The 23,323-nt window shown below is 59.4% G+C and carries 19 protein-coding genes; 9 read left to right on the forward strand and 10 right to left on the reverse strand.

Annotated features, from left to right (window positions below):
- Window positions 1-75: 75 nt before the first annotated feature.
- The 3 genes from CKW14_RS00170 to mfd are packed head-to-tail and all read right to left on the reverse strand — an operon-like array spanning window position 76 to window position 6,804.
- Window positions 76-2,766, reverse strand: coding sequence for a DEAD/DEAH box helicase (locus tag CKW14_RS00170; protein WP_095124322.1), 2,691 nt, complete (start codon window positions 2,764-2,766; stop codon window positions 76-78).
- Between the two features lie 11 nt (window positions 2,767-2,777).
- Window positions 2,778-3,344 (reverse strand): CsiV family protein, encoded by a 567-nt coding sequence (locus CKW14_RS00175; protein WP_095124323.1) that lies wholly within the window; start codon window positions 3,342-3,344, stop codon window positions 2,778-2,780.
- A 10-nt stretch (window positions 3,345-3,354) separates the two neighbouring features.
- Window positions 3,355-6,804 (reverse strand): transcription-repair coupling factor, encoded by a 3,450-nt coding sequence (gene mfd, locus CKW14_RS00180; RefSeq protein WP_095124324.1) that lies wholly within the window; start codon window positions 6,802-6,804, stop codon window positions 3,355-3,357.
- Window positions 6,805-7,158: 354 nt separating this feature from the next.
- Between mfd and CKW14_RS00185 the strand changes: the two genes are divergently transcribed.
- Window positions 7,159-8,622 carry a glyceraldehyde-3-phosphate dehydrogenase gene (locus CKW14_RS00185; RefSeq protein ID WP_093433692.1) on the forward strand — a complete coding sequence of 488 codons (1,464 nt, stop codon included), beginning with the start codon at window positions 7,159-7,161 and terminating at the stop codon, window positions 8,620-8,622.
- A 184-nt stretch (window positions 8,623-8,806) separates the two neighbouring features.
- On the opposite strand, the gene CKW14_RS00190 is transcribed toward CKW14_RS00185, so the two are convergent.
- Window positions 8,807-10,105: an MFS transporter gene (locus CKW14_RS00190; RefSeq protein ID WP_095050472.1), complete on the reverse strand. Its 1,299-nt coding sequence runs from the start codon at window positions 10,103-10,105 to the stop codon at window positions 8,807-8,809.
- A gap of 120 nt (window positions 10,106-10,225) precedes the next feature.
- On the opposite strand from CKW14_RS00190, the gene CKW14_RS00195 reads away from it, so the two are divergent.
- Entirely contained in the window at window positions 10,226-11,212 is a 987-nt protein-coding gene (locus CKW14_RS00195; RefSeq protein ID WP_176471231.1) for an FAD:protein FMN transferase, read from the forward strand.
- Window positions 11,213-11,409: 197 nt separating this feature from the next.
- Window positions 11,410-12,804, forward strand: a complete 1,395-nt coding sequence (gene sthA / locus CKW14_RS00200; RefSeq protein ID WP_064117858.1) for a Si-specific NAD(P)(+) transhydrogenase — start codon at window positions 11,410-11,412, stop codon at window positions 12,802-12,804.
- A 42-nt stretch (window positions 12,805-12,846) separates the two neighbouring features.
- On the opposite strand, the gene CKW14_RS00205 is transcribed toward sthA, so the two are convergent.
- Window positions 12,847-13,569 carry a glycerophosphodiester phosphodiesterase gene (locus CKW14_RS00205; protein WP_007910500.1) on the reverse strand — a complete coding sequence of 241 codons (723 nt, stop codon included), beginning with the start codon at window positions 13,567-13,569 and terminating at the stop codon, window positions 12,847-12,849.
- A 14-nt stretch (window positions 13,570-13,583) separates the two neighbouring features.
- Entirely contained in the window at window positions 13,584-14,165 is a 582-nt protein-coding gene (locus CKW14_RS00210) for a PilZ domain-containing protein (protein WP_034156427.1), read from the reverse strand.
- A 94-nt stretch (window positions 14,166-14,259) separates the two neighbouring features.
- Here CKW14_RS00210 and CKW14_RS00215 point away from each other — a divergent pair, with 94 nt between their 5' ends.
- The 3 genes from CKW14_RS00215 to CKW14_RS00225 all read left to right on the forward strand — a co-directional run bounded on the left by CKW14_RS00215 (window position 14,260) and on the right by CKW14_RS00225 (window position 17,509).
- A complete protein-coding gene (locus CKW14_RS00215) occupies window positions 14,260-15,510 on the forward strand; it encodes a lipoprotein-releasing ABC transporter permease subunit (protein ID WP_034156426.1) in 1,251 nt (416 codons plus the stop codon).
- Window positions 15,503-16,201 carry a lipoprotein-releasing ABC transporter ATP-binding protein LolD gene (lolD, locus tag CKW14_RS00220; protein WP_007910506.1) on the forward strand — a complete coding sequence of 233 codons (699 nt, stop codon included), beginning with the start codon at window positions 15,503-15,505 and terminating at the stop codon, window positions 16,199-16,201. The genes CKW14_RS00215 and lolD overlap by 8 nt, the downstream gene beginning before the upstream one ends.
- Window positions 16,202-16,264: 63 nt before the next feature.
- Window positions 16,265-17,509, forward strand: a complete 1,245-nt coding sequence (locus CKW14_RS00225) for a lipoprotein-releasing ABC transporter permease subunit (protein WP_093433700.1) — start codon at window positions 16,265-16,267, stop codon at window positions 17,507-17,509.
- Between the two features lie 119 nt (window positions 17,510-17,628).
- Here CKW14_RS00225 and CKW14_RS00230 read toward each other — a convergent pair whose 3' ends face one another.
- Both CKW14_RS00230 and CKW14_RS00235 read right to left on the reverse strand, forming a co-directional pair.
- Window positions 17,629-18,975, reverse strand: a complete 1,347-nt coding sequence (locus CKW14_RS00230; protein ID WP_095124326.1) for a heavy metal sensor histidine kinase — start codon at window positions 18,973-18,975, stop codon at window positions 17,629-17,631.
- Window positions 18,975-19,655 carry a heavy metal response regulator transcription factor gene (locus CKW14_RS00235; protein ID WP_038362249.1) on the reverse strand — a complete coding sequence of 227 codons (681 nt, stop codon included), beginning with the start codon at window positions 19,653-19,655 and terminating at the stop codon, window positions 18,975-18,977. Before CKW14_RS00235 ends, CKW14_RS00230 begins: the two co-directional genes overlap by 1 nt.
- Before the next feature lie 154 nt (window positions 19,656-19,809).
- Between CKW14_RS00235 and CKW14_RS00240 the strand changes: the two genes are divergently transcribed.
- Both CKW14_RS00240 and queF read left to right on the forward strand, forming a co-directional pair.
- Window positions 19,810-20,343: a plastocyanin/azurin family copper-binding protein gene (locus tag CKW14_RS00240; protein ID WP_095124327.1), complete on the forward strand. Its 534-nt coding sequence runs from the start codon at window positions 19,810-19,812 to the stop codon at window positions 20,341-20,343.
- 61 nt (window positions 20,344-20,404) lie between these two features.
- Window positions 20,405-21,235, forward strand: coding sequence for an NADPH-dependent 7-cyano-7-deazaguanine reductase QueF (gene queF / locus CKW14_RS00245; RefSeq protein WP_095124328.1), 831 nt, complete (start codon window positions 20,405-20,407; stop codon window positions 21,233-21,235).
- A 187-nt stretch (window positions 21,236-21,422) separates the two neighbouring features.
- On the opposite strand, the gene CKW14_RS00250 is transcribed toward queF, so the two are convergent.
- On the reverse strand, window positions 21,423-21,686 hold the full coding sequence (locus CKW14_RS00250; protein WP_095050478.1) for a DUF4404 family protein: 264 nt from the start codon (window positions 21,684-21,686) through the stop codon (window positions 21,423-21,425).
- A 108-nt stretch (window positions 21,687-21,794) separates the two neighbouring features.
- Window positions 21,795-22,415 carry a phosphatase gene (locus tag CKW14_RS00255; RefSeq protein WP_095050479.1) on the reverse strand — a complete coding sequence of 207 codons (621 nt, stop codon included), beginning with the start codon at window positions 22,413-22,415 and terminating at the stop codon, window positions 21,795-21,797.
- Window positions 22,416-22,613: 198 nt separating this feature from the next.
- On the opposite strand from CKW14_RS00255, the gene CKW14_RS00260 reads away from it, so the two are divergent.
- A complete protein-coding gene (locus CKW14_RS00260; RefSeq protein WP_038362262.1) occupies window positions 22,614-23,303 on the forward strand; it encodes a VacJ family lipoprotein in 690 nt (229 codons plus the stop codon).
- Window positions 23,304-23,323 lie beyond the last annotated feature (20 nt).

Here is a 23,323-nt window from a genome sequence, read left to right on the forward strand (position 1 = left end):
ACAAAACTGTGTTCCAACTCGGTACCTGTGGGAGCTGGCTTGCCAGCGATGGCTATCTAACAGGCGACGCAGATCTCAACGCTTGTCGAGCTTATCCGGCAACGGCGCAAACAACGCCTCAATATCATCACTCTGCAACTTCCAGTCCCCGGCCTTGCGCCCATCCAGCACGCCCGCTGCCAAGTCGGATTTTTCCTTTTGCAGGTGCTGAATCTTCTCTTCCACCGTGCCCCGGGCAATCATCTTGTAGACGAACACCGGTTTCTCCTGACCGATCCGATAGGCACGATCCGTCGCCTGATTCTCGGTGGCCGGGTTCCACCACGGGTCGTAATGAATCACCGTGTCGGCCTCGGTCAGGTTTAAACCGACGCCGCCGGCCTTCAGGCTGATCAGAAAAATCTGACGCTTGCCACTCTGGAATTCCTTCACCGGCGTGCGCCGATCCCGGGTCTGGCCGGTCAGCAGCGCGTAAGCGACATTACGTTTTTTCAGCTCGTCTTCGATCAAGGACAGCATCGAGGTGAACTGCGAAAACAGCAGAATCCGCCGGCCCTCCTCGAACAGCTCCTCGAGCATTTCCATCAGGCTGTCGAGCTTGCCCGAGGTACTGCCGCGAGCGGGCAGGGTGGCGTCATTGACCAGGCGCAGATCGCAGCAAACCTGACGCAACTTGAGCAGCGCCTCAAGAATGATGATCTGGCTGCGCGCCACGCCTTTGCGGGTGATCTCGTCGCGGACCTTCTTGTCCATCGCCAGGCGCATGGTTTCATATACATCGCGCTGCGCTTCGTTGAGATCGACCCAATGGATGATCTCGGTTTTCGGCGGCAACTCAGTCGCCACTTGTTCCTTGGTGCGGCGCAGCAGGAACGGTTTTATCCGACCGTTGAGGTGCTGAAGCCTGACTTCACTGCCGCGCTTTTCAATCGGCACGCGGTAATCGGCGTTGAAGCTTTTTACGTCGCCGAGCCAGCCCGGCAGCAAGAAGTGAAACAGCGACCACAGCTCGCCCAGGTGGTTTTCCAGCGGCGTGCCGCTGAGGCACAAGCGCTGACGCGCATTCAGTTCGCGCGCGGCTTGAGCGGCTTTGCTGTTCGGATTCTTGATGTACTGCGCTTCATCCAGCACCAACACATGCAGCGGCTGCTTGGCCAGACGTTCGACGTCTTTTGGCAGCAGGGCGTAGGTGGTGAGGATCAGGTCGAAGTCGGCCAGGTTATCGAAATGCTTTTTGCGAGTGGCGCCATACAGGGCAACCACTTTCAGTTGCGGCGTAAAGTGCGCCGCCTCATCGAGCCAGTTCGGAATCAGGCTGGTCGGCATCACGACCATGCACGGACGATCGAGGCGTCCGGCGATTTTCTCGCTGAGAATATGCGCCAGGGTCTGTAGGGTTTTACCCAGCCCCATGTCATCCGCAAGAATCCCGCCGACTTCCAGTTGCCGTAGCGACTGCATCCAGCTCAAGCCTTCGAGCTGATAAGGGCGCAACGTCGCATTCAAACCTTCCGGTGCTTCTGTGCTGAAATCACGAATATCACGCAGACGTTGGGCAAACGTGCGGATCTGTTCGCCGCCCTCCCACAGCAGCGGAAGGCCTTCCAGCGAATTGAGACGCGTGGCATCGGCCTTGCTCAGGCGCAGGGTGGTTTCGCCCGGCTCTTGTAAGTAAAACTCCCCGAGCGTCATCAGTACCGGCTTCAGCCGACCCAGCGGTAAGGCCACCTGCAACGGCCCGTGCTCGCTGTTGCGCTGCGGAATATTCACCAGAATCAGCTCGTCATCGCGGCGGCGCGCCAGGCGTTCCGGGTTGAGGATTTCCGCGTGCGAGCGCATCAGATTGAGCAAGATAGGCAACAGACTCAGGCGCTCACCATTGACGATGATCCCCAGTTCCAGATCAAACCAATCGCGTTCCGGCACCTGCTCGACGGTGGCGTACCAGTCATCAACGGCGGTCAGGTCAAAACCGAATTCCTCGTCGATCTGCAGTTCCCAGCCTTGGCTGCGCAGTTTCGGCAGGTCGTTGAGGGTGAACGTCAGCCAAGCGCTGTCATTGACCATTTCGTACAGCTCGCCAGCGCTCTCCGGCAGGGCTTTGCTCTGGCGGGTGGCGATGCGAAAGCCGAGGATGCGCAACTGTTCGCGGTACGACTGCTCGACATCCGGATGGCGTTTGACGCGCAGCGTCTGGCTTTCCTGGCGAATCAGGATGTCGCTGTTCTTTTGTCCGCTGACGTATTCATCCAGATAGCTGAACGACAACGCCGCGCGATGCTGAATGTAGCGCTGCATCTTGCCGTTGCGCGGTTCGAAGGCGCTGAACTCGACGCTGGCCAGCCATAGGCGCGGCATTGGCTGCACATTGTCGACCAGCACTTGCGGTGGCGCCTTCGGGCTGCGGTTTTCCAGCACGGCTTGCAGCTTTTCCAAGAGTTCGGCGTCTTTGGCGGCGGCAGGGTAATCGAGGGTTTCCTGCACTTTCAGGAGCACCGCTGCGCAGTGTTTGCAGTTGCTGCGAACCGGGCAGGTGCAGCTTGCATCGACCAGCAGCAAGGTGCTTTTGGCGGATTCGCGCAGCTGGATGGTCTGGCGGTAAACGTTACCGCCAGAGCCTTCGCAACTGGCGGTGATGGTCGCATCGCCGACCTGGGCGATGCGTACCCGGTTTTCCAGGGCATAGCGGCGGCCACGCTCCAGGCTCTGTTCCTTGAATCGGCTGACCCAGGAGGGTGCCAACGGTTTACTCAGGGGCGGGGACATAAGGACTTCGATCAGTCCGGAATCGCTTCAGGCGCTTCCCGTGGCGCTGGCGCGGTCAGGGAAGTGATCTTGATCAGCAAGGCCAGATGACCGTTGTCCAGGTAGTTGAGTTGGCCGTTCTTGGTGTGACTGTCCTGTTTCAGGCGCTCGCTGGCGGTGACCAGGCCATTGGCGTCGATCTGATTGACCCAGAAATCGGCGTTCACATCGGTGAAACGCCCCAGTTTCATTTCCAGCGTGCCCTCGATCGGGAATTGACCGAACTGCTCCTGACCGTCGCTGACCGCCACTTTTGCCGGTGCTTCGCCAAGGGTTTGCTGCCAGGCCTTGTGCATCAGCACGCTGTAGTCGCCGCTGGCGGTGAGTTTGCTGACGACGTCATTCAACGCCGGTGTGCGTTTGCTTTCGTCGCTCAAACGCTGGGCGCCAGCGGCCCAGTCTTCCGGCGCGGCGCGGCTGACGATTGCCGGCACGGCGTTCTGGCGCACCAGAATCATTTCGACCTGATACAGGTCATCGGCGAAAGCCGAAGGGGCTACCAAAGCAAGTAGCAAAGTCACTGAGCGGAACAGGCGCATTGGGCGTCCTTCAAACAGATTTCGGGAGGAGGCGCTCAAACAGCGCCTCTACAGTATTAAAGCGCTCTTCCGGACGTTCCATCGGTACCTGGAATTTGAACATCGTCGCGCCTTCGAATTTATAGCGTTTTGGCTGGCTCTGGATCAGCTTTATCAGCGTCATCGGGTCGACCGGGGTTTGCGCGGCGAACTCAATACGCCCACCTTGCGGGCCACCATCGACCTTCTTGATGCCCAATTGCTCGGCCTGCAACTTCAGCGCTGTGATGCGCACCAGATTCTTCGTCGGTTCCGGTAGCAGGCCGAAGCGGTCGATCATCTCGACTTGCAGATCTTTCAGGCCTTCCTCGTCGGTGGCCGAAGCGATGCGCTTGTACAGAATCAGACGCGCGTGAACGTCCGGCAGGTAGTCTTCCGGAATCAGCGCCGGCACCCGCAAGTTGACTTCCGGGCCACCGCCCAGCGGTTGATCAAGGTTCGGTTGCTCGCCCTTGCGGATCGATTTCACCGCGCGTTCCAGCATCTCCATGTACAGCGTGAAGCCCACGGCCTGAATCTGCCCGCTCTGGCCATCGCCGAGCAGTTCGCCGGCACCACGGATTTCCAAGTCGTTGGTCGCGAGCACGAAACCGGCGCCGAGATCCTGAGTATTGGCAATCGCTTCCAGACGCTTTTCCGCGTCCGAAGTGATTTGCTGGCGCGGCGGCGTCAGCAGGTAGGCGTAAGCCTGGTGGTGACTGCGGCCGACACGACCACGCAACTGGTGCAGTTGTGCCAGGCCGAACTTGTCGGCGCGCTCGATGATGATGGTATTGGCGCTCGGCACGTCGATGCCGGTCTCGATGATGGTCGAGGCGATCAGCACGTTGAAGCGCTTGTGATAGAAGTCGCTCATCACCTGTTCGAGTTCGCGCTCGCGCATCTGTCCGTGACCGATGCCGATGCGGGCTTCCGGCACCAGTTCGGCGAGATCGGCGGCGCACTTCTCGATGGTTTTCACATCGTTGTGCAGGTAGTAAACCTGGCCGCCGCGCAGCAGTTCACGGAGCAGGGCCTCTTTGACCGTGCTCTTGTTCTGCTCCATGACGAAAGTGCGCACCGACAGGCGTCGCGCTGGCGGCGTGGCGATGATCGACAAGTCGCGCATGCCCGACACCGCCATGTTCAGTGTGCGCGGAATCGGCGTGGCGGTCAGGGTAAGAATGTCGACTTCGCTGCGCAGGGCCTTGAGCTGTTCTTTCTGACGCACACCGAAACGGTGTTCTTCGTCGATGATCACCAGCCCGAGGTTTTTGATTTTCACATCGTCGGACAGCAGCTTGTGCGTACCAATGACGATGTCGATTTTGCCTTCGGCCAGATCAGCGATAGCCGCGTTCACTTCCTTGGCCGACTTGAAGCGGCTCATCACTTCGACGGTCACTGGCCAGTCGGCGAAGCGGTCGCGGAAGCTGTTGTAGTGCTGCTGGGCGAGCAGGGTGGTCGGCACCAGAATCGCCACCTGGCGACCGCCGTGCACGGCGATGAATGCCGCACGCATGGCCACTTCGGTCTTGCCGAAACCGACGTCGCCGCAGACCAGGCGATCCATTGGTTTCGGCGCGAGCATGTCTTCGCGCACGGCTTCAATGGTCGATTGCTGGTCCGGGGTTTCTTCGAACGGGAAACCGGCGCTGAACGTCGCGTAATCGGCTTTCGGGTCGGCGAATGCATAACCTTCGCGAGCGGCACGCCGGGCATAGATGTCGAGCAGTTCAGCGGCAACATCGCGCACCTGTTCGGCGGCTTTACGCTTGGCCTTCTGCCAGGTTTCCGAGCCGAGGCGGTGCAGCGGGGCCAGCGCATCGTCGCTGCCGGTGTAACGCGCGATCAAATGCAGGTTGGCTACGGGCACGTAAAGCTTGGCGTTCTCGGCGTATTCGAGGGTGAGGAATTCGGCGGCCTGATTGTCGATTTCGAGAATCGTCAGACCCAGATAGCGACCGACACCATGATCAATGTGCACCACCGGCGCGCCTTCGCGCAGCTCGGTGAGGTTTTTGATCACCGCATCGTTATTGCCGTCGGCACGCTTCTCGCGGCGGCGGCGTTGCATCACGCGTTGGCCGAACAGCGGACTTTCCGCGACCAGGGCCAGCGCCGGGTCATCGAGCATCAGGCCTTCATCGAGCGGGGCAATGGTGATCGCCAGACGATCCTTGCTCGCGACGAAGTCCGGCCAGCTGTCGACGGTTTTCGGTCGCAGCTTCAGGCGTTCAAGCAACTCCAGCAGGACTTCACGACGGCCGGCGGATTCGGCGGTGAACAGCACGCGTCCGGGGAATTCATCGAGAAATGCCGACAGTGCCGCCAGCGGTTGCGTGGCTTTGGCCTCGATTGCCAGATTCGGCAGGGCTTGCGCGGGGAAGCGCTCGCGGCCGACGCCGGTTTCCACGTCTTGTTGACTGGCGACCACACGTGGCCAGCTCTTCAAACGGGCGAAACAGTCTTCCACCGGCAGGAACAACTCTGCCGGCGGCAATAAAGGACGCGAAGGGTCGACGCGACGCTCTTCATAACGATTGCGCACGTCGTTCCAGAAGTTTTCCGCCGCTTGCTCGATGCCCGGCAGAGAGAACACCTGGGTGTCTTGCGGCAGGTAATCGAACAGGGTCGAGGTTTCGTCGAAGAACAGCGGCAGGTAGTACTCGATACCGGCCGGAGTGATGCCGCTGCTCAGATCCTGAAAGATCGGGCAGCGACGGAAGTCGACGTCGAAACGCTCGCGAAAGCGTGCCTTGAAACGGGTGACCGCGTCTTTCTGTAGCGGGAACTCACGGGCCGGCAGCAGCTTGACCGATTCGACCTTGTCGATGGAGCGCTGGTTTTCCGGGTCGAAGGTGCGCAGGGTTTCGATTTCGTCATCGAACAGGTCGATGCGATACGGCAACTTGCTGCCCATCGGAAACAGGTCGATCAACGCACCGCGCACGGTGAACTCGCCGTGCTCATAAACCGTATCGACGTAGCGATAGCCACTGGCTTCGAGTCGCGAACGCATCTGTTCAACATCGAGCTTCTGCCCGACATCCAGCACCAGGCTGCTGCCGAGCAGGAATTTGGTCGGCGCCAAACGGTGCAACGCTGTGGTGATCGGCACCACCAGCACGCCATGCGCCAGTTCCGGCAGCCTATATAAGCTGGCGATGCGCTGGGAAATGATGTCCTGGTGGGGCGAGAACAGGTCGTACGGCAGGGTTTCCCAGTCAGGGAAATGCAGAACGGGCAAATCCGGGGCGAAGAAACTCAGCTCCTGTTCCAGTCGTTCAGCACTCTGGCTGTCGGCGGTCAGTAGCAGGGTGAAGCGCTTGGCAGCGCTGGCAGCCTCGGCAATCGCCAGGCTGAGGGCAGCACCGGGCAGATTGCCCCAATGCTGTTTACCTGCCTCGGCAGGGAGTAGCGGTAGACGCAGAACGGGCACGGAAGGTTGAGCTCCAGGCTTTGCGACAAAGTCGGTAATTGTAGCGGCGTCCGGTGCCGCCTGTCAGTTGCAGACTACGTCTATCTTCGCTGTTTGGACGAAATGTAGTGGTAACCATAAAAACCAGCCGTTTTTTTGTGGTTATGTAGTGCCGAAAGTGGCTGGTGTTACGGAGGGTTACAGACATCGTCTAACAGTCGTCGAAAAATTGACTGCGCTGAAAGCCCCGGTTTTACTGGGCTTGAGAGAGGCGTAATTTTTTTGAACGGAATTTTGTTACCGATTTCGCGACAAGCGCACATTGCCACAAGAGGTTGTCGGCGGCATAATGTAGCCCCTTTTTTCTGCCCCTACATGTGGAAGGTTACCGTGACTCAGAAGCCCGACCAGTGTCTTGGTGAATGGATCGACCGTGAAGCACTCGCAGAAGCGATGATTCCGCTTATCGGTCAGCTCTACCGCAATAACAACGTGGTGAGCTCGATCTATGGCCGCAGCCTGATCAACCAGTCTGTCATCGCGATTCTCAAAGCTCACCGCTTTGCGCGCCACCGTTCTTCCGACGACAGCGAACTCTCCGTCCACGAAACATTCCCACTGCTCAAAGCCATGAGCGAGCTCAAGCTCGGCGCGGCTTCGGTAGACCTGGGCAAGTTGGCGTTCAAATTCCGTAACGAAGGCAATGGCCGCAGCGCCGAGCAATTCGTTCGTGAAGAAATGGCTGACGTGGTTGGCCAGCAAAACGCTTCCGCACGTAAAGGCACTGACGTTGTGCTGTACGGCTTCGGTCGTATCGGCCGTCTGCTGGCGCGCATCCTGATCGAAAAAACCGGTGGTGGCGACGGTCTGCGTCTGCGTGCCATCGTCGTGCGCAAAGGCGCCGACAACGACCTGACCAAGCGCGCCAGCCTGCTGCGTCGCGATTCGGTCCATGGTTCGTTCAACGGCACCATTACCATCGACGAAGAAAACAACACCATCACCGCCAACGGTAACCTGATCCAGGTGATCTACGCGAAGAACCCGACCGAGGTGGATTACACCCAGTACGGCATCAAAGATGCGCTGCTGGTGGACAACACCGGTGTATGGCGTGACGCCGATGGTCTGGGCCAGCACCTGCAATGCCCGGGTGTCGCCCGCGTTGTTCTCACCGCGCCTGGCAAAGGCAAGCTGAAGAACATCGTTCACGGCATCAACCACAACGAAATCACCGCTGACGACAAGATCGTGTCCGCCGCTTCCTGCACCACCAACGCCATCGTGCCGGTGCTGAAAGCTGTGAATGACAAGTTCGGCATCATCAACGGTCACGTCGAAACCGTTCACTCGTACACCAACGACCAGAACCTGATCGACAACTTCCACAAGGGCGATCGCCGTGGCCGTAGCGCCGCGCTGAACATGGTCATCACCGAGACCGGTGCTGCCACCGCTGCTGCCAAGGCCCTGCCTGAGCTGGCCGGCAAGCTGACCGGTAACGCGATCCGCGTTCCGACGCCAAACGTGTCGATGGCCATTCTCAACCTCAACCTTGAGAAAGCTGCCACCCGTGAAGAGATGAACGAGTACCTGCGCTACATGGCGCTGCACTCCGATCTGCACAAGCAAATCGACTTCGTCAACTCGCAGGAAGTGGTTTCGACTGACTTCGTGGGCTCGCGCCACGCCGGTGTGGTCGACGCTGAAGCGACCATCGTTCAGGACAACCGCGTTGTACTGTACGTGTGGTACGACAACGAGTTCGGCTACAGCTGCCAGGTGGTTCGCGTGATGGAAGACATGGCTGGTGTAAACCCGCCAGCGTTCCCGCGCTAAGCGATAGCTGCACATGAAAACGCCCCGACTTTGTTCGGGGCGTTTTTTTATGCCTGCAAAACTTCTATTGCCTTGGCCAGCCTCATCGCTGGCAAGCCAGCTCCCACAGGTTTACTGGTTAATTACACAATTGCATTAACACCTGAAACCCTGTGGGAGCTGGCTTGCCAGCGATGGCGTCCTGTCAGGCGCCGCCAGGGACGGCCGCTTGCGCGGTACGCAGTTCATGCTTATTGCCCCGGAACAACACCAGCGTCGCAATCAATCCCAACACCGCCGCACCACTCAGCCAGATCCCCGGCGCAGCCTTGTTGTCCAGCACATGAATCAGGTAAGTACACGCCGCCGGGGTAAACCCGCCGAACGTCGCGGTTGCCAGGCTGTAAGCCAGTGAGAAGCCGGTCGTACGCACTTCAACCGGCATGATCTCGGTCAGCGCCACCACCATCGCGCCGTTGTACGAACCGTAGAGGAACGACAGCCACAACTCGACAATCAGCAAATGGCTGAAGCTCGGGTTCGCCACCAGCCACGACAGCGCCGGGTAGGCGGTCAGGATCGCCAGAATCGTCGCCGCCAACAGTAAGGGTTTACGGCCGATCTTGTCAGACACCGAGCCCATCACCGGCAACCAGAAGAAGTTCGACAGGCCGATGCACACCGTCACCAGCAACGCGTCGAAATCCGACAGGTGCAGCTCAGCCTTGCCGAACGTCGGGGTGTACGCAGTGATCAGGTAGAACGACACCGTAGTCATCACCACCAGTGCCATGCCGGCGATGACGATGCCGAAGTTCTGACCGATCGAGCGGACAATTTCCCGCAGGGTTGGGCGATGTTTCCTGGCTTGGAACTCTGGCGTTTCCTCCAGCGAGCGGCGAATGACGAAGATTACCGGCACAATCATGCAGCCGATCAGGAACGGCACGCGCCAGCCCCAGTCACCCATTTGTTCCGGGCTCAGCCAGTGGTTGAGGCCGACGCCGAGCAGGCCGGCGAAAACCACCGCCGCTTGCTGACTCGCAGACTGCCAACTGACGAAGAAACCCTTGCGGCCTGGTGTGGCGATCTCTGCCAGATAGACAGATACGCCGCCCAGTTCTACGCCAGCGGAAAAGCCTTGCAGCAACCGACCGAACAGTACGAGCAGCGGTGCGGCGACGCCGAGGGTGGCGTAGCCCGGCACGCAGGCAATCAGCACCGTACCGGCAGCCATCAACGCCAGCGTGATGATCAGCCCTTGGCGACGGCCATGACGGTCAATGTAGGCGCCGAGGAAAATCGCCCCGAGCGGACGCATCAAGAAGCCGGCCCCAAAAGTGGCCAGTGAAAGCATCAGCGAAGCGAAGGCGCTGTCGGTGGGGAAGAAGGTCTTGGCAATGGCTGTGGCGTAAAAGCCATAGACCATGAAGTCGAACATTTCGAGGAAGTTGCCGCTGACAACGCGAAAAATCGCTTTGCCTTTGCCCGTGGTGGAGGACATGTTCAGGTACTCGCTATTGGATTTTGTATAAAGATGTTGCAGATCCTTTAATTCATAATGGCCGTCGCGGTTTTACGGAGAGATGAATAATTGTTCACTAGACGGTTGCTGGGGCTTGTGATGCTGGCTGGCTTATTGGCTGGCTGCGGCAATGGCGATTCCATGGAAAGCCTTGGTGGGGCGACCATGGGCAGCACGTATTCAATCAAGTATGTGCGCCGCGCCGGCTTGCCCGAACCGAAGCAAGTTCGCGGTGAAGTGGAGGGGATCCTCGGCGAAGTCGATCGGCAGCTATCCACCTATCGCAACGATTCGGACATCGAGCGCTTCAACGCTTTACCCGCCAATAGCTGTCAGAAAATGCCTGCAGCGGTACTCGAATTGGTCCGCACGGGCGAACAACTGTCAGCGCAAAGCGAAGGCTCCTACGACCTGACTGTCGAACCGCTGATGAATCTCTGGGGGTTCGGCCCGCAGGGGCGCGAAGAGAAAGTCCCTGGCGCCGCCGCACTCGCCGAGGTGATGTCGCGCGTCGGTTATCAGCACTTGCGCATCAATGGCGAGCAGTTGTGCAAGGACGCCGCCGTCGAAGTCGATTTCAACAGCATCGCCGCCGGTTATGCCGTCGACACCATCGCGGCACGGCTCGATGCCATGGGCATCCACGATTACCTCGCTGAAGCCACGGGTGAGCTAAAGGCAAAGGGGCGAAAGCTTGACGGCTCATCGTGGCGCATCGCGCTGGAAGAACCTCGTGACGATCAACAGGTCGCCGAGCGCATCATCAATGTCGACGGCTACGGCGTTTCCACCTCCGGCGACTACCGCAACTATTTCCTGCAGAGCGGTCGGCGTTATTCCCACACCTTCGATGCGCGTACCGGTGCACCGGTCCTACACGATCTGGCGTCAGTCACGGTGATTCATCCTTCAGCGTTGATGGCCGATGGCCTATCGACGCTGTTGCTGATTCTCGGCCCTGAAAGGGCGTGGGACTATGCGGAAAAACATGACATTGGTGCATTCTTTGTGATTCGTGCCGATACAGGTTTTGTCGTTCGCACCAACAAGGCTTTCGAACGCCTCAGTGGCGCAAAAACTGACTGAGAACAATACGAAAGCTGGCGTTGTAGTGCAGGCAAAAGTAGCCTACGACGCGACCAAGGGTTAATGTGCGCGGCGTTGACGCTTCTATAGACTGTATCCGGGTTCTTGATTGACCCCCAATTGTTCCTTCGCGCCGCCGTTCGGCGTGATTTAGCCGCCGGTGCTGCTGGCACCGCGGCCTGTTCTGAGGAGTACGCATGGCTGTCTACAACTACGACGTGGTGGTGCTGGGTTCCGGCCCGGCGGGAGAAGGCGCGGCAATGAACGCCGCCAAAGCAGGGCGCAAGGTCGCGATGGTCGACAGCCGTCGCCAGGTCGGCGGCAACTGCACCCACCTCGGCACCATCCCGTCCAAGGCACTGCGTCACTCGGTGCGGCAGATCATGCAGTTCAACACTAATCCTATGTTCCGGGCGATCGGCGAGCCGCGCTGGTTCTCCTTCCCGGACGTGTTGAAAAGCGCCGAAAAGGTTATTTCCAAACAAGTCGCTTCGCGTACCGGCTACTACGCCCGTAATCGCGTCGACGTGTTCTTCGGCACCGGCAGCTTCGCCGACGAGCAAACCATCGAAGTGGTTTGCGCCAACGGTGTGGTCGAGAAACTGGTGGCCAAGCACATCATCATCGCCACCGGTTCGCGTCCTTATCGCCCGGCGGACATCGATTTCCACCATCCGCGTATCTACGATAGCGACACCATCCTCAGCCTCGGCCACACCCCGCGCAAACTGATCGTTTACGGCGCCGGCGTGATCGGTTGTGAATACGCGTCGATCTTCAGTGGTCTGGGTGTACTGGTCGAGCTGGTCGACAACCGTGGTCAGTTACTGAGCTTCCTCGACTCGGAAATCTCCCAGGCGTTGAGCTACCACTTCAGCAACAACAACATTACCGTGCGCCACAACGAAGATTACGATCGCGTTGAAGGCGTCGACAACGGCGTGATCCTGCACCTGAAGTCCGGCAAGAAGATCAAGGCCGACGCCTTGCTCTGGTGCAACGGTCGTACCGGCAACACCGATCAGCTCGGTCTGGAAAACATCGGCGTCAAGGTCAACAGCCGTGGCCAGATCGAAGTCGACGAGGCTTACCGCACCTGCGTGCCGAACATCTACGGTGCCGGTGACGTGATCGGCTGGCCGAGCCTGGCCAGTGCCGCCCACGACCAGGGTCGTTCGGCCGCTGGCAGCATCGTTGATAACGGTAGCTGGCGCTTTGTGAATGACGTGCCGACTGGCATCTACACCATTCCGGAGATCAGCTCGATCGGCAAGAACGAGCAGGAGCTGACCCAGGCCAAAGTGCCGTATGAAGTGGGCAAGGCGTTCTTCAAGAGCATGGCGCGTGCGCAGATCGCCGGCGAGCCGCAAGGCATGCTGAAGATCCTGTTCCACCGTGAAACCCTGGAAGTGCTGGGCGTTCACTGCTTCGGTTATCAGGCGTCGGAGATCGTTCACATCGGCCAGGCGATCATGAGCCAGCCGGGCGAGCTGAACACCCTGAAGTACTTCGTCAACACCACGTTCAACTACCCGACCATGGCCGAAGCCTATCGGGTAGCGGCGTACGACGGCCTCAACCGGCTTTTTTGACGGGCTCCGGCCGGTGGCCTGAGCCGGCCGGGGAGACCGATTTCAGCAATTCTCGAGGGTGGCAGTGGCCAAACCGGGAAAGTCTGTAATCAGGCTGTCAACGCCGAAGTCGGCGAGTCTGCGCATCAGCGCAGGCTCGTTGACGGTCCACACCGACACATGCAGCCCCTGACGCTGCGCCTTTTGCAGACGTTCCGGCGTGCACAGTGTCCAGTTCAGCGCGAGAATCTCACAGCCATAGCTGGCCGCGACCTTCAACGGGTCGAGCCAAGCGTATTCGGCCACCAATCCGCGCGACACGTCCGGCACCAGATCCAGCGCCGCTTTCAGCACTTCCCGCGAACTCGAGGTGATCGTCACCTTGTCGAGCAGGCCATGCCGTTGCGCCATTTCACGAATCGCCAGCACCGTGGTTGCGGCGCGAGTACGTGAAGCGCTTTTGACCTCCAGTTGCCAATGCTCGAAATCACACTTCTCGAACAACTCTTCCAGCGTCGGAATCGGGCACGGCTTGATCCAGCCCGGGCCGCCCTTGCGCGCGTCGTAGGTCACCAGCTCGGCGGCGGTGTGTTCGACGACCTTGCCGCGCCGCTCCGTGGTGCGTTTGAGGGTCGGGTCGTGGATGACCATCAACTCGCCGTCCTTGGACAGGTGCAGATCCAGTTCGCAACGGCGCACGCCGTGCTTGAGACATTCCTGAAAGCTGCTCAGGGTGTTTTCCGGTGCTTCGCCCTTGGCGCCGCGGTGGCCGTAGATGAGGGTCACGGTTCTTCCTTAAATTAAATGCCTGATTCGTTCTGTTCGCGGGCCAGACGTCGTTCCTGGGCCTGCTTCTGCAAGATATAGCGGGCGAGCAATTGGCGTTGGGCGTCGGTCAAGTGTTCGAACTCGGTGCCGACGTCGTAGCCTTCGCCTTTGCGATCGCAATGGGTGACGCGAGCGCGCAGCAGCAGGCCGAGCGCTTGCGGCATTAGCACCAGTTTCACTGACAGGTGAGCGCCGGTGGCAATCGGTGTCGGGTGCTGAAAGTCGATTCCGCCCTCGGAGATGATCACCGGTTGCGGCTCGCCGATATGACCGAGTACGGTCAGGGCGACCACCTGGCTGAGCAGGTCGATGCGTTTGTTCTGGGATTTCAGGAACGCGGCAATGGCCCGGTCGCGCTCGCTGATCTGCCGCAACAGGTGTTGCGACTCGAATTCACTCAGGTGCAGTTCGCTGAGCAGGTTGAACAGTGGGGAAGCATCCTGCAACACTTCCTGGCCTGCGGCTTCGGGAGCAGACAGGGGCCGAATTTCCAGTGCGATCGTGTCCTCGATACGGTAGTATTCGCGGCGATCTTCTTCATCTAATGTCGACATGGCGAACCCATGGTAGCGGCGGTGGTCTGAGTGTAAAGCTGGTTATCGACCCCCGCCACAAGGACGTTCCTTTTCCCTCCGAACAAGCCCCGACATGTTCAGACCTCTCTTCGTATTTATCGGCACGCGTTATACCCGTGCAAAGCGTCGCAATCATTTTGTGTCATTCATTTCCCTGACTTCGATGATCGGGCTCGCCCTTGGCGTGGTCGTGATGATCGTCGTGTTGTCGGTGATGAACGGCTTCGATCATGAGATGCGCACCCGTGTGCTGGGCATGGTGCCCCACGCGACCATTGAATCCACTGAGCCGATCAACGATTGGCAAAGCCTGGCCACCCAGGTCAAGCAGAACCCGCAGGTGACGGCGGTTGCGCCGTTCACCCAGATGCAGGGCCTGCTGACCAATAACGGTCAGGTGTCCAAGGTATTGCTCAATGCCATCGACCCTGCGCTCGAGCGCAATGTGTCGATCATCGACAACTTCATGAAACAGGGCAAGCTCGACGATCTGACGCCGGGCAGCTTCGGCATCGTCATCGGCGACAAGGCTGCGACCAAGCTCGGCGTCGGCATCGGTGACAAGGTCACCTTCGTCGCGCCGGAGGTCAGCGTGACCCCGGCCGGGATGTTCCCGCGCATGAAGCGCTTCACCGTTGTCGGCATTTTCCATGTTGGCGCCGGCGAGCTTGATGGCTATCTGGGCGTGACCAACCTGCAGGATCTGGCGAAGATGCACCGCTGGAAGCCTGATCAGGTGCAGGGCATTCGCCTGAAGTTCGACGACCTGTTCCAGGCACCGCGTGTGGCATGGAACATCGCCCAGCAGCTTGGCGAAGACCACTACTACGCCCGCGACTGGACCCGCACCCACGGCAATCTGTATCAGGCGATCCGTATGGAAAAAGCCATGATCGGCCTGCTGTTGTTGCTGATCGTCGCCGTCGCTGCGTTCAACATCATTTCCACGCTGGTGATGGTGGTCAACGACAAGAAGGGCGACATCGCCATTCTGCGTACGTTGGGCGCGACGCCGGGCACGATCATGCGCACGTTCATGGTGCAAGGCACGGTGATCGGTGTGGTCGGCACGGCGATTGGCGCGGTGGTCGGCATTTTCGCGGCGCTTAATGTCAGCGCGGCGATCTCGGCACTGGAAGGCCTGATCGGCCACAAATTCCTTAATGCTGACGTGTATTTCATTGATTATCTTCCGTCGCAGGTGCAGAGCCAGGATGTGGTCATGGTCTGCGCCGCTGCGTTGGTCCTGAGTTTCCTCGCCACCCTGTATCCAGCCTGGCGTGCCGCGCGCACCCAGCCGGCGGAGGCGCTACGTTATGAGTGAGTCGGGCATGAGTGAACAAGCAATCCTGAGCTGCCGCAACCTGGGCAAATCTTACGAGGAAGGCCCGGAATCGGTAGAAGTACTGGCCGGCCTGCAACTGGAGTTACACCCGGGCGAGCGCGTCGCGATCGTCGGCACCTCGGGTTCGGGCAAAAGTACCTTGCTCAACCTGCTCGGCGGCCTCGATACGCCGACCAAGGGCAGCGTCTGGCTCGATGGTGAAGAACTGTCGGCGCTGAGCGAGAAGAAGCGTGGCCTGCTGCGTAATCGTGCGCTCGGTTTCGTTTACCAGTTCCACCACTTGCTGCCGGAATTCACTGCGCTGGAAAACGTCTGCATGCCGCTGCTGATCGGCAAGACGCCGATCCCGGAAGCGCGTCAGCGCGCCACGGCGTTGCTGGAACGCGTCGGCCTCGGTCATCGCCTGGAGCACAAACCGGCGGAACTGTCCGGTGGTGAACGTCAGCGTGTGGCCATCGCCCGCGCCCTGGTGAACAAGCCGGGTCTGGTGATGCTCGATGAGCCGACTGGCAACCTCGACTCGCACACCGCGCAAGGCATTCAGGATTTGATGCTGGAACTCAGCACCTCGATGCGCACGGCGTTCCTGGTGGTGACTCACGACATGAACCTGGCTCGCCAGATGGATCGCGTATTGCACCTGCAAGAAGGTTGCCTCACGCCTATCTGATTGGCTGAAACCCGGCGCCTGCAAAGGCGTCGGGTCTTTTATTTTTATACGGTGCCCCAGCGAATGTTCAGACCGTTATCGATCTTTATCGGCACGCGCTATACCCGCGCCAAGCGCCGCAATCGCTTTGTTTCGTTCATTTCGATGACCTCGATGATCGGCCTCGCCCTCGGCGTGCTGGCGATGATCGTGGTGTTGTCGGTGATGAATGGCTTCCAGCGCGAAATGAGCTCGCGCATCCTCGGCATGGTGCCGCACGCCACCATCGTGGGCGTCAAGCCGATCGATGACTGGCAGCCGGTTGCCGCCGCCGCGATGAAAAATCCTGAAGTGACCGCCGCCGTGCCGTTCACTGAGATGGAAGGCATGCTCTCCTATAAGGGCTTGATGCAGCCGATCCAGATCAGCGGCGTTGATCCGGCGCAGGAAGGCAAGGTTTCTATCGTTGCTCAGCACATTGTGCAGGGTCGTCTTGATGCCTTGAAGCCGGGCGAGTTTGGTGTGGTGATTGGTGAAATCACCGCGCGCCGTTTCCGCCTCAACGTCGGTGACAAGATCACCCTGATCGTCCCGGAAGTCAGCACCGCACCGGGCGGCATCACCCCGCGCATGCAGCGTCTGAACGTGGTGGGCGTGTTCAAGGTTGGCGCTGAACTGGACGGCTCGATGGGCCTGATCCATGTGGCGGACGCTGCGACCATGCAGCATTGGCAGCCGAATCAGGTACAGAGCGTGCGTCTGGCGGTCAAGGATCTGTACGCCGCGCCGAAAGTCTCTTCGGACATCGCTGCCGGCCTGGGCGCCGAGTTCAAGGCTGACGACTGGACCCACACCCAGGGCAGCCTGTTCAGTGCGATGAAGATGGAAAAAACCATGATCGGCCTGCTGTTGCTGATGATCGTCGCGGTGGCGGCGTTCAACATCATTGCGACCCTGATTATGGTGGTGAACGACAAGGGCGCGGACATCGCGATCCTGCGCACCATCGGCGCCACGCCACGACAGATCATGGCGATCTTCATGGTTCAGGGCACCGTGATCGGGATTGTCGGCACGATCATTGGCGGCGTTTTGGGCGTGATCGCCGCGCTGAATGTCAGTCAGATCGTGGGCTGGATCGAGCGAGTCAGCGGGCAGCACATCTTCAGTTCTGATGTGTATTTCGTCAGCAATTTGCCGTCGGAATTGCAGGGTGGGGATGTGCTGTTGATCTGCTCGGCGGGCTTTATCCTGAGCTTCCTGGCGACGGTGTATCCTGCGTGGCGAGCGGCGAAGATCGAGCCGGCTCACGCGTTGAGATATTCGTAAGCGACTCCATGCTCGTTCCCACGCTCTGCGTGGGAACGCCTCAACGGACGCTCCGCGTTCGGCTCTGGAAGGGACGCGGAGCGTCCCGGGCTGCATTCCCACGCAGAGCGTGGGAACGATCAGGTTCGAGGTAGCTCAATCACAAACCGCGTCCATCCCGCTTCAGATTCGCAATGAATCTGCCCACCATGGGCGCGGACGATCGACTGAGTAATCGCCAGCCCCAATCCCGCATGCTCACTGCTACCTTCCTGTCGCGCCGGATCGGCCCGATAAAATCGATCAAACAGGCGTGGCAACAACTCCGCAGAAATCCCTTCGCCACTGTTTTCGACTGAAATGCGTACCGCGTTCGGTTGATCAACGATCCGCAAGCTCACGTAGCCCTCGACCGGGGTAAACCGCAGCGCGTTATCGAGCAAATTCGACAAGGCACGGCGCAACATGCTGCGATCACCTTCGATCCGCGCATTGCCCTCGCGCGTCAGCTTGACCCCGGCGTCCTCCGCCAGCGGCGCAAAAAACTCCAGCAACACATCGGTCTCGTCCGCCAGTTCCAGCGCTTCGCGCTTGGGCATCAGCAAACCGTGGTCAGCCTTGGCCAGATACAACATGTCGTTGACCAGTTGTGCCATCCATTGCAGCTCTTCGAGGTTGCTGTGCAGCGCTTCGCGGTAATCCTCGATCGGCCGAGGGCGGGTGAGGGTGACTTGAGTGTGGGTCAGCAGGTTCGACAATGGCGTGCGCAACTCATGAGCGATGTCGGCGGAAAACGCCGAGAGCCGCTGAAACGAGTCGTCGAGGCGTGCGAGCATGGCGTTGAAGCTGTGGGCCATTTCCGCAAGCTCGGGCGGCATTTGCGCTTCCGGCAGTCGCGCATTCAGCGATTGTGCGGAAATCCCACGGGCGACCGCGCTCATGCGCCGCAATGGCCGTAAGCCGCTGCGTGCTGCCCAGGCACCGAGCAAAGCGGTGGCCAGTGCCGAGAGACCGACAGTCAGCCAGATCAGATGCTGCATGCGTTGCAGGAAGTGCTGGTGATGGGTGATGTCCAGCAGCATTGTCAGTTGCGGGGAATCGGCGTTTTCCGGGTAGAGCGGGGCGTTGAGCACGCGGTAATCGGTGCCGTCGTTGCTAACTGTCAACAGGCCGGATTGTTGCGGCAAATCCTTGGGGATTTGCGTCGAACTGTCATACCAGCGCTGGCCGTCAGTGCCGGTAATGCGCAACGACAGATCGGCCTGACGGCTCAGCTCATCCGCCAGCCGCGCCTCACGTTGAGCGGGTTGAACATCCTGCAAGGCGCGGCGCAGGCCAATCAGCTTACCGTCCAGTTGCTGTTGGTCGAGTTCGATGAAGTGCGCCTCGCTGGCGCGGTTGAACAGCACCCCGGCAAACAGTGAAACCACGGCGGTGCAAGCGGCAAACAACAAGGCCAGACGCGAACTCAGAGACAGCCGGCTCATCAGGCGCCACGCTCTTCGAGCACGTAACCCATGCCGCGCACGGTGTGGATCAATTTGTTGGGAAACTCGTCGTCGATTTTCAGGCGCAAACGGCGGATCGCCACTTCGATAACATTGGTGTCGCTGTCGAAATTCATATCCCAGACCTGTGAGGCGATCAGCGATTTCGGCAGCACCTCACCCTGACGGCGCAGAAGCATTTCCAATAGCGCGAATTCCTTGGCGGTGAGATCAATGCGTTGGCCACTGCGTTCGACCCGACGGCGAATCAGGTCCAGACGCAGATCGGCCAATTGCAGGCTGGTTTCTTGCTGTGTAGCACTGCCGCGACGCAACAGGCTGCGCACCCGCGCCAGCAGTTCGGAGAAGGCGAACGGTTTGACCAGATAGTCGTCGGCGCCCAGTTCAAGGCCATGCACCCTGTCCTCCACCGCGTCTTTGGCCGTGAGAAAAAGTACCGGCGTATCCAGTCCGGCGCTGCGCACCGCTTGCAGAATCTGCCAGCCGCTGCGACCCGGCAGCATCACGTCGAGGATCAGCAGCGCGTAATCACCGCTCAGCGCCAGTTGCTGACCGCTGTTGCCGTCGGCCACCAGTTCCGTGTTGAACCCAGCCTCGGTTAGGCCCTGGCGCAGGTATTGGCCGGTTTTCGCTTGGTCTTCGACGATCAACAGTTTCATGGGCGACTCGGGTTGTAGTAACTAAGGCTTTATACCGTGAGCGCGTGCGGTAAGCGCCAACCTGACAAAGTTGTAATCTGCCTGTCAGGTAGGCGCCAGCGCAGGCCGGCTAAAGTCTCCCACAGGCTGAACCTTAACTTGTTGGAGAACGACCATGTTTTTACGCCAATCCCTGACGTTGGCTGCCTGTCTGGTGGCGCTGAGTTCGCCAGTGTGGGCCGCGCCAGCTCACACCTACGATTTTGGCCAGCCAGCACCTGCCGCCAACGCCGCGCGCAGTATCGAGGTGGTGATGGGTGATATGTCCTTCGATCCCAAGGCGATTCAGATCAAGGCCGGTGAGACCGTTCGTTTTGTGCTGGTGAATAAAGGCCAGTTGTTGCACGAATTCAACCTCGGTGACGCAGCGATGCACGCCAAACACCAGCAGGAAATGTTGCAGATGCAGCAAAGCGGCATGCTTACGCCTACCGGTATGAAGGAAATGTCCCACGACATGGCTGGCATGGATCACGCGGCGATGGGCCACGGCATGAAGCACGACGATCCGAACAGCGTGCTGGTCGAGCCGGGCAAAACTGCCGAGCTGACCTGGACCTTCAGCAAAGCGACGATCCTGGAATTTGCCTGCAATATTCCCGGGCATTATCAGGCGGGCATGGTCGGCAAACTGACGGTCAGTCAGTAAGCACTCAAAGGCGCGGGCAAAGACTGGTAGAATCCGCTGATTCTTCAGTCAGGTTTCCGCCATGCATCCCGCAGCCGAACATTCGCCGCTGGGCAAATCCAGCGAATACATCGCCACATACACGCCGTCCCTGCTGTTCCCGATTCCGCGCACCGCGAAATGGGCCGAACTGGGCCTGACCGCCGAAACCCTGCCGTATAAAGGTGTGGATTTCTGGAACTGCTTCGAGCTGTCGTGGCTGCTGCCGTCGGGCAAGCCGGTGGTGGCGATCGGCGAGTTCAGCATTCCGGCGGATTCGCCGAATATCATCGAATCGAAGTCGTTCAAGTTGTATTTGAACTCGCTGAACCAGACCGCGTTTGCCGACGTTGCGAGCCTGGAGGCGACACTGATCAAGGATTTGTCCGCCGCCGCCGGCAAACCGGTAGGGGTGCGGGTTCGCAGCCTGAAAGACGTTGAAGCGGAAGGCGTCGTGGCGTTGCCGGGCGTGTGCATCGACGATCTGGATATCAGTGTCAGCAACTATGAGCATCCGCGCCCGGAACTGCTACGTTGCGATGATTCGCGGATTGTGGAAGAGAGCGTGCACAGCCATCTGCTCAAATCCAATTGCCCAGTGACCAGTCAGCCGGACTGGGGCAGTGTGGTGGTGGAATATCGCGGCTCGGCGCTGGATCATGCGAGTTTGCTGGAATACATCGTCAGCTTCCGTCAGCATTCGGACTTCCATGAGCAGTGTGTGGAGCGGATTTTCCTCGATCTGCAGCGCTTGTTGAAACCCGAGAAATTAACGGTATTTGCACGTTACGTGCGTCGCGGCGGTCTGGATATCAACCCGTATCGCAGCACCGAAAGCGTACAGCTGCCGAACCACCGGCTCGTGCGTCAATAAAGATCCGGAATGCGCGATATCCAATGTGGGAGCGAGCCTGCTCGCGAATGCGTAGTGTCAGTCGACATCATCGTTGAATGATCCACCGTATTCGCGAGCAGGCTCGCTCCCACTAGGGACTGTATTTCAAGTCCGGAAATGAAAAAGCCCTGCCAGTGATGGCAGGGCTTTTTGCGTTACGGGGGAATCAGATCCCCATGCTACCCAGCGCATTGACTATATTGCGCAGGGTGCCGGCAATGGTCGGGTGTTCGACTTCGAAACGCTCCACTGCCAGATTCACACCATCGACGATGCTGGCGTCTTGAGTAGCCGCTTCCAGTTGGATTTCCGATTCAATCTGCGCCATCAACGCATGTAAGTCTTCACGCTCAACTTCCGTCAGCGGCGGATTCTGCTCCAGCTGCTCGCGCAGGGTCTCGAGCTGTTTTTGCAGTTCTTGGGCGGGCATGGTGTTTTCCTTTTATCAATAGGCACTGGCATTGACCGCAGCCGCGCGCCAAAGGTCTATGGCTGACCTTTAGATTAATCCACTCCCGGCAAACCTGCATGATCCCGATCAGGGCTTTTCGCCTTTGAGGCGGCGCAGGCTGATGTCTGCCAAACAAGTGTCGAGTTCGCCCAAATGATCGATCACCGAATGCACGCCCAGCCCGAATAACTGCACGGTCGCCTTGCCGCGCAAGTGTTCGCGTTCTTTCTGGCTCAAGGCTTGCCATTCGTGGGGTGCCAGGCCACACAGCGAGCCGCAGGAGGCGAGGCCGATGGTCCATAGCCCGGCGTTCAGGCCGGCCTGCAACAGGCGCGGCTCACCGCTGACCAATACGCAGCCGTCCAGACTGGCGACGTTCAAGTCCATCAAGGCTTGCCAGCAGGCGTTCGGCGCAGGCCACGGATTGATTGTTGCCGAATGTTGCGCAGGTTTGATTGACGCCGGGAGTAAGGCCGACAACGATTGGGCGAGCGCAGGGGGCAGTTCATCCAGCCAGGCGCAGGGAATCTGCTGGCGCTGCAAATTGTGCAGGCTGTCGAGCGCGCCCGGTGTTGCCTCGGCATGCTCGGGCAGGGCGATCGTCTGTTGCCGGGCACGAGCACCGAAATCCACCAGACAGCCGCTGAGTCCGAACAGTACGGCTGTCAGGCCCGGCGCGGCGAGGGGCAAGGTTTCGGCATGTGACATGGCAACGTCCCTGAAATAGCGATAAGGCTAGTCATTCCAGGTGACAGTTGCGTGACGGCTATGTGAAGCGCGACGTGGGAAGCGTCCTACAACTTTGCACAATTGGCCGACTGTCCAAACCGGCGTTTACGCTTATACTAGCGACCTTAATGCCCGGACTCCGATGTCCGCGACAGTACAAATCCAAGGAGTTTTTCTATGCGCTGGAGCTATCCGCTCGCTCAGCTAAGTGTATGTGCCGGCCTGTTGCTGGCGCCGTTCGCCACTCAGGCGGCAACGGAAGAAGACCCTTGGGAAAGCGTCAACCGCCCGATTTTCCAGTTCAACGACTTCGTTGACACTTACGCGCTGAAGCCATTGGCCCAGGGCTATGAGTTTGTCACGCCGCAGTTCCTTGAAGACGGCATCCACAACATGTTCCGCAACGTCGGTGACGTCACCAACCTTGCCAACAACATCCTGCAGGCCAAACCGGCTGCCGCTGGCGTCGACACGGCGCGCTTGATCTTCAACACCACGTTCGGTCTGCTCGGCTTCTTCGATGTCGGCACCAAAATGGGCCTGAACCGCAGCGACGAAGACTTCGGCCAGACCCTCGGTTACTGGGGCGTAGGTAGCGGTCCATACGTGATGCTGCCGCTGATGGGGCCGAGCACGTTGCGTGATGCGCCTTCCAAGTACGTCGACAGCTACACCGGTATGTACCGCTACATCGACCACGTGCCTACGCGTAACTCGATCTTCGGCCTGAACATCGTCGACACCCGCGCCAGCCTGCTGTCGAGCGAGAAGCTGATCAGCGGCGACAAGTACACCTTCATCCGCAACGCTTACTTGCAGAACCGCGAGTTCAAAGTGAAGGATGGCCAGGTCGAAGACGATTTTTAATCTCGACCGGTAAAAAGAAA

The organism is Pseudomonas sp. Irchel s3a12, assembly GCF_900187485.1.
GTDB lineage: Bacteria > Pseudomonadota > Gammaproteobacteria > Pseudomonadales > Pseudomonadaceae > Aquipseudomonas > Aquipseudomonas neuropathica.

What these genes read in the sequence shown, in the direction of transcription:
- CKW14_RS00170 (WP_095124322.1), bottom strand. Translation starts at nt 2,766, where the DNA reads ATGTCCCCGCCCCTGAGTAAACCGTTGGCACCCTCCTGGGTCAGCCGA.
- CKW14_RS00175 (WP_095124323.1), bottom strand. Translation starts at nt 3,344, where the DNA reads ATGCGCCTGTTCCGCTCAGTGACTTTGCTACTTGCTTTGGTAGCCCCT.
- CKW14_RS00185 (WP_093433692.1), top strand. Translation starts at nt 7,159, where the DNA reads ATGTGGAAGGTTACCGTGACTCAGAAGCCCGACCAGTGTCTTGGTGAA.
- CKW14_RS00190 (WP_095050472.1), bottom strand. Translation starts at nt 10,105, where the DNA reads ATGTCCTCCACCACGGGCAAAGGCAAAGCGATTTTTCGCGTTGTCAGC.
- CKW14_RS00195 (WP_176471231.1), top strand. Translation starts at nt 10,226, where the DNA reads ATGCTGGCTGGCTTATTGGCTGGCTGCGGCAATGGCGATTCCATGGAA.
- sthA (WP_064117858.1), top strand. Translation starts at nt 11,410, where the DNA reads ATGGCTGTCTACAACTACGACGTGGTGGTGCTGGGTTCCGGCCCGGCG.
- CKW14_RS00210 (WP_034156427.1), bottom strand. Translation starts at nt 14,165, where the DNA reads ATGTCGACATTAGATGAAGAAGATCGCCGCGAATACTACCGTATCGAG.
- CKW14_RS00215 (WP_034156426.1), top strand. Translation starts at nt 14,260, where the DNA reads ATGTTCAGACCTCTCTTCGTATTTATCGGCACGCGTTATACCCGTGCA.
- lolD (WP_007910506.1), top strand. Translation starts at nt 15,503, where the DNA reads ATGAGTGAGTCGGGCATGAGTGAACAAGCAATCCTGAGCTGCCGCAAC.
- CKW14_RS00225 (WP_093433700.1), top strand. Translation starts at nt 16,265, where the DNA reads ATGTTCAGACCGTTATCGATCTTTATCGGCACGCGCTATACCCGCGCC.
- CKW14_RS00230 (WP_095124326.1), bottom strand. Translation starts at nt 18,975, where the DNA reads ATGAGCCGGCTGTCTCTGAGTTCGCGTCTGGCCTTGTTGTTTGCCGCT.
- CKW14_RS00235 (WP_038362249.1), bottom strand. Translation starts at nt 19,655, where the DNA reads ATGAAACTGTTGATCGTCGAAGACCAAGCGAAAACCGGCCAATACCTG.
- CKW14_RS00240 (WP_095124327.1), top strand. Translation starts at nt 19,810, where the DNA reads ATGTTTTTACGCCAATCCCTGACGTTGGCTGCCTGTCTGGTGGCGCTG.
- queF (WP_095124328.1), top strand. Translation starts at nt 20,405, where the DNA reads ATGCATCCCGCAGCCGAACATTCGCCGCTGGGCAAATCCAGCGAATAC.
- CKW14_RS00250 (WP_095050478.1), bottom strand. Translation starts at nt 21,686, where the DNA reads ATGCCCGCCCAAGAACTGCAAAAACAGCTCGAGACCCTGCGCGAGCAG.
- CKW14_RS00255 (WP_095050479.1), bottom strand. Translation starts at nt 22,415, where the DNA reads ATGTCACATGCCGAAACCTTGCCCCTCGCCGCGCCGGGCCTGACAGCC.
- CKW14_RS00260 (WP_038362262.1), top strand. Translation starts at nt 22,614, where the DNA reads ATGCGCTGGAGCTATCCGCTCGCTCAGCTAAGTGTATGTGCCGGCCTG.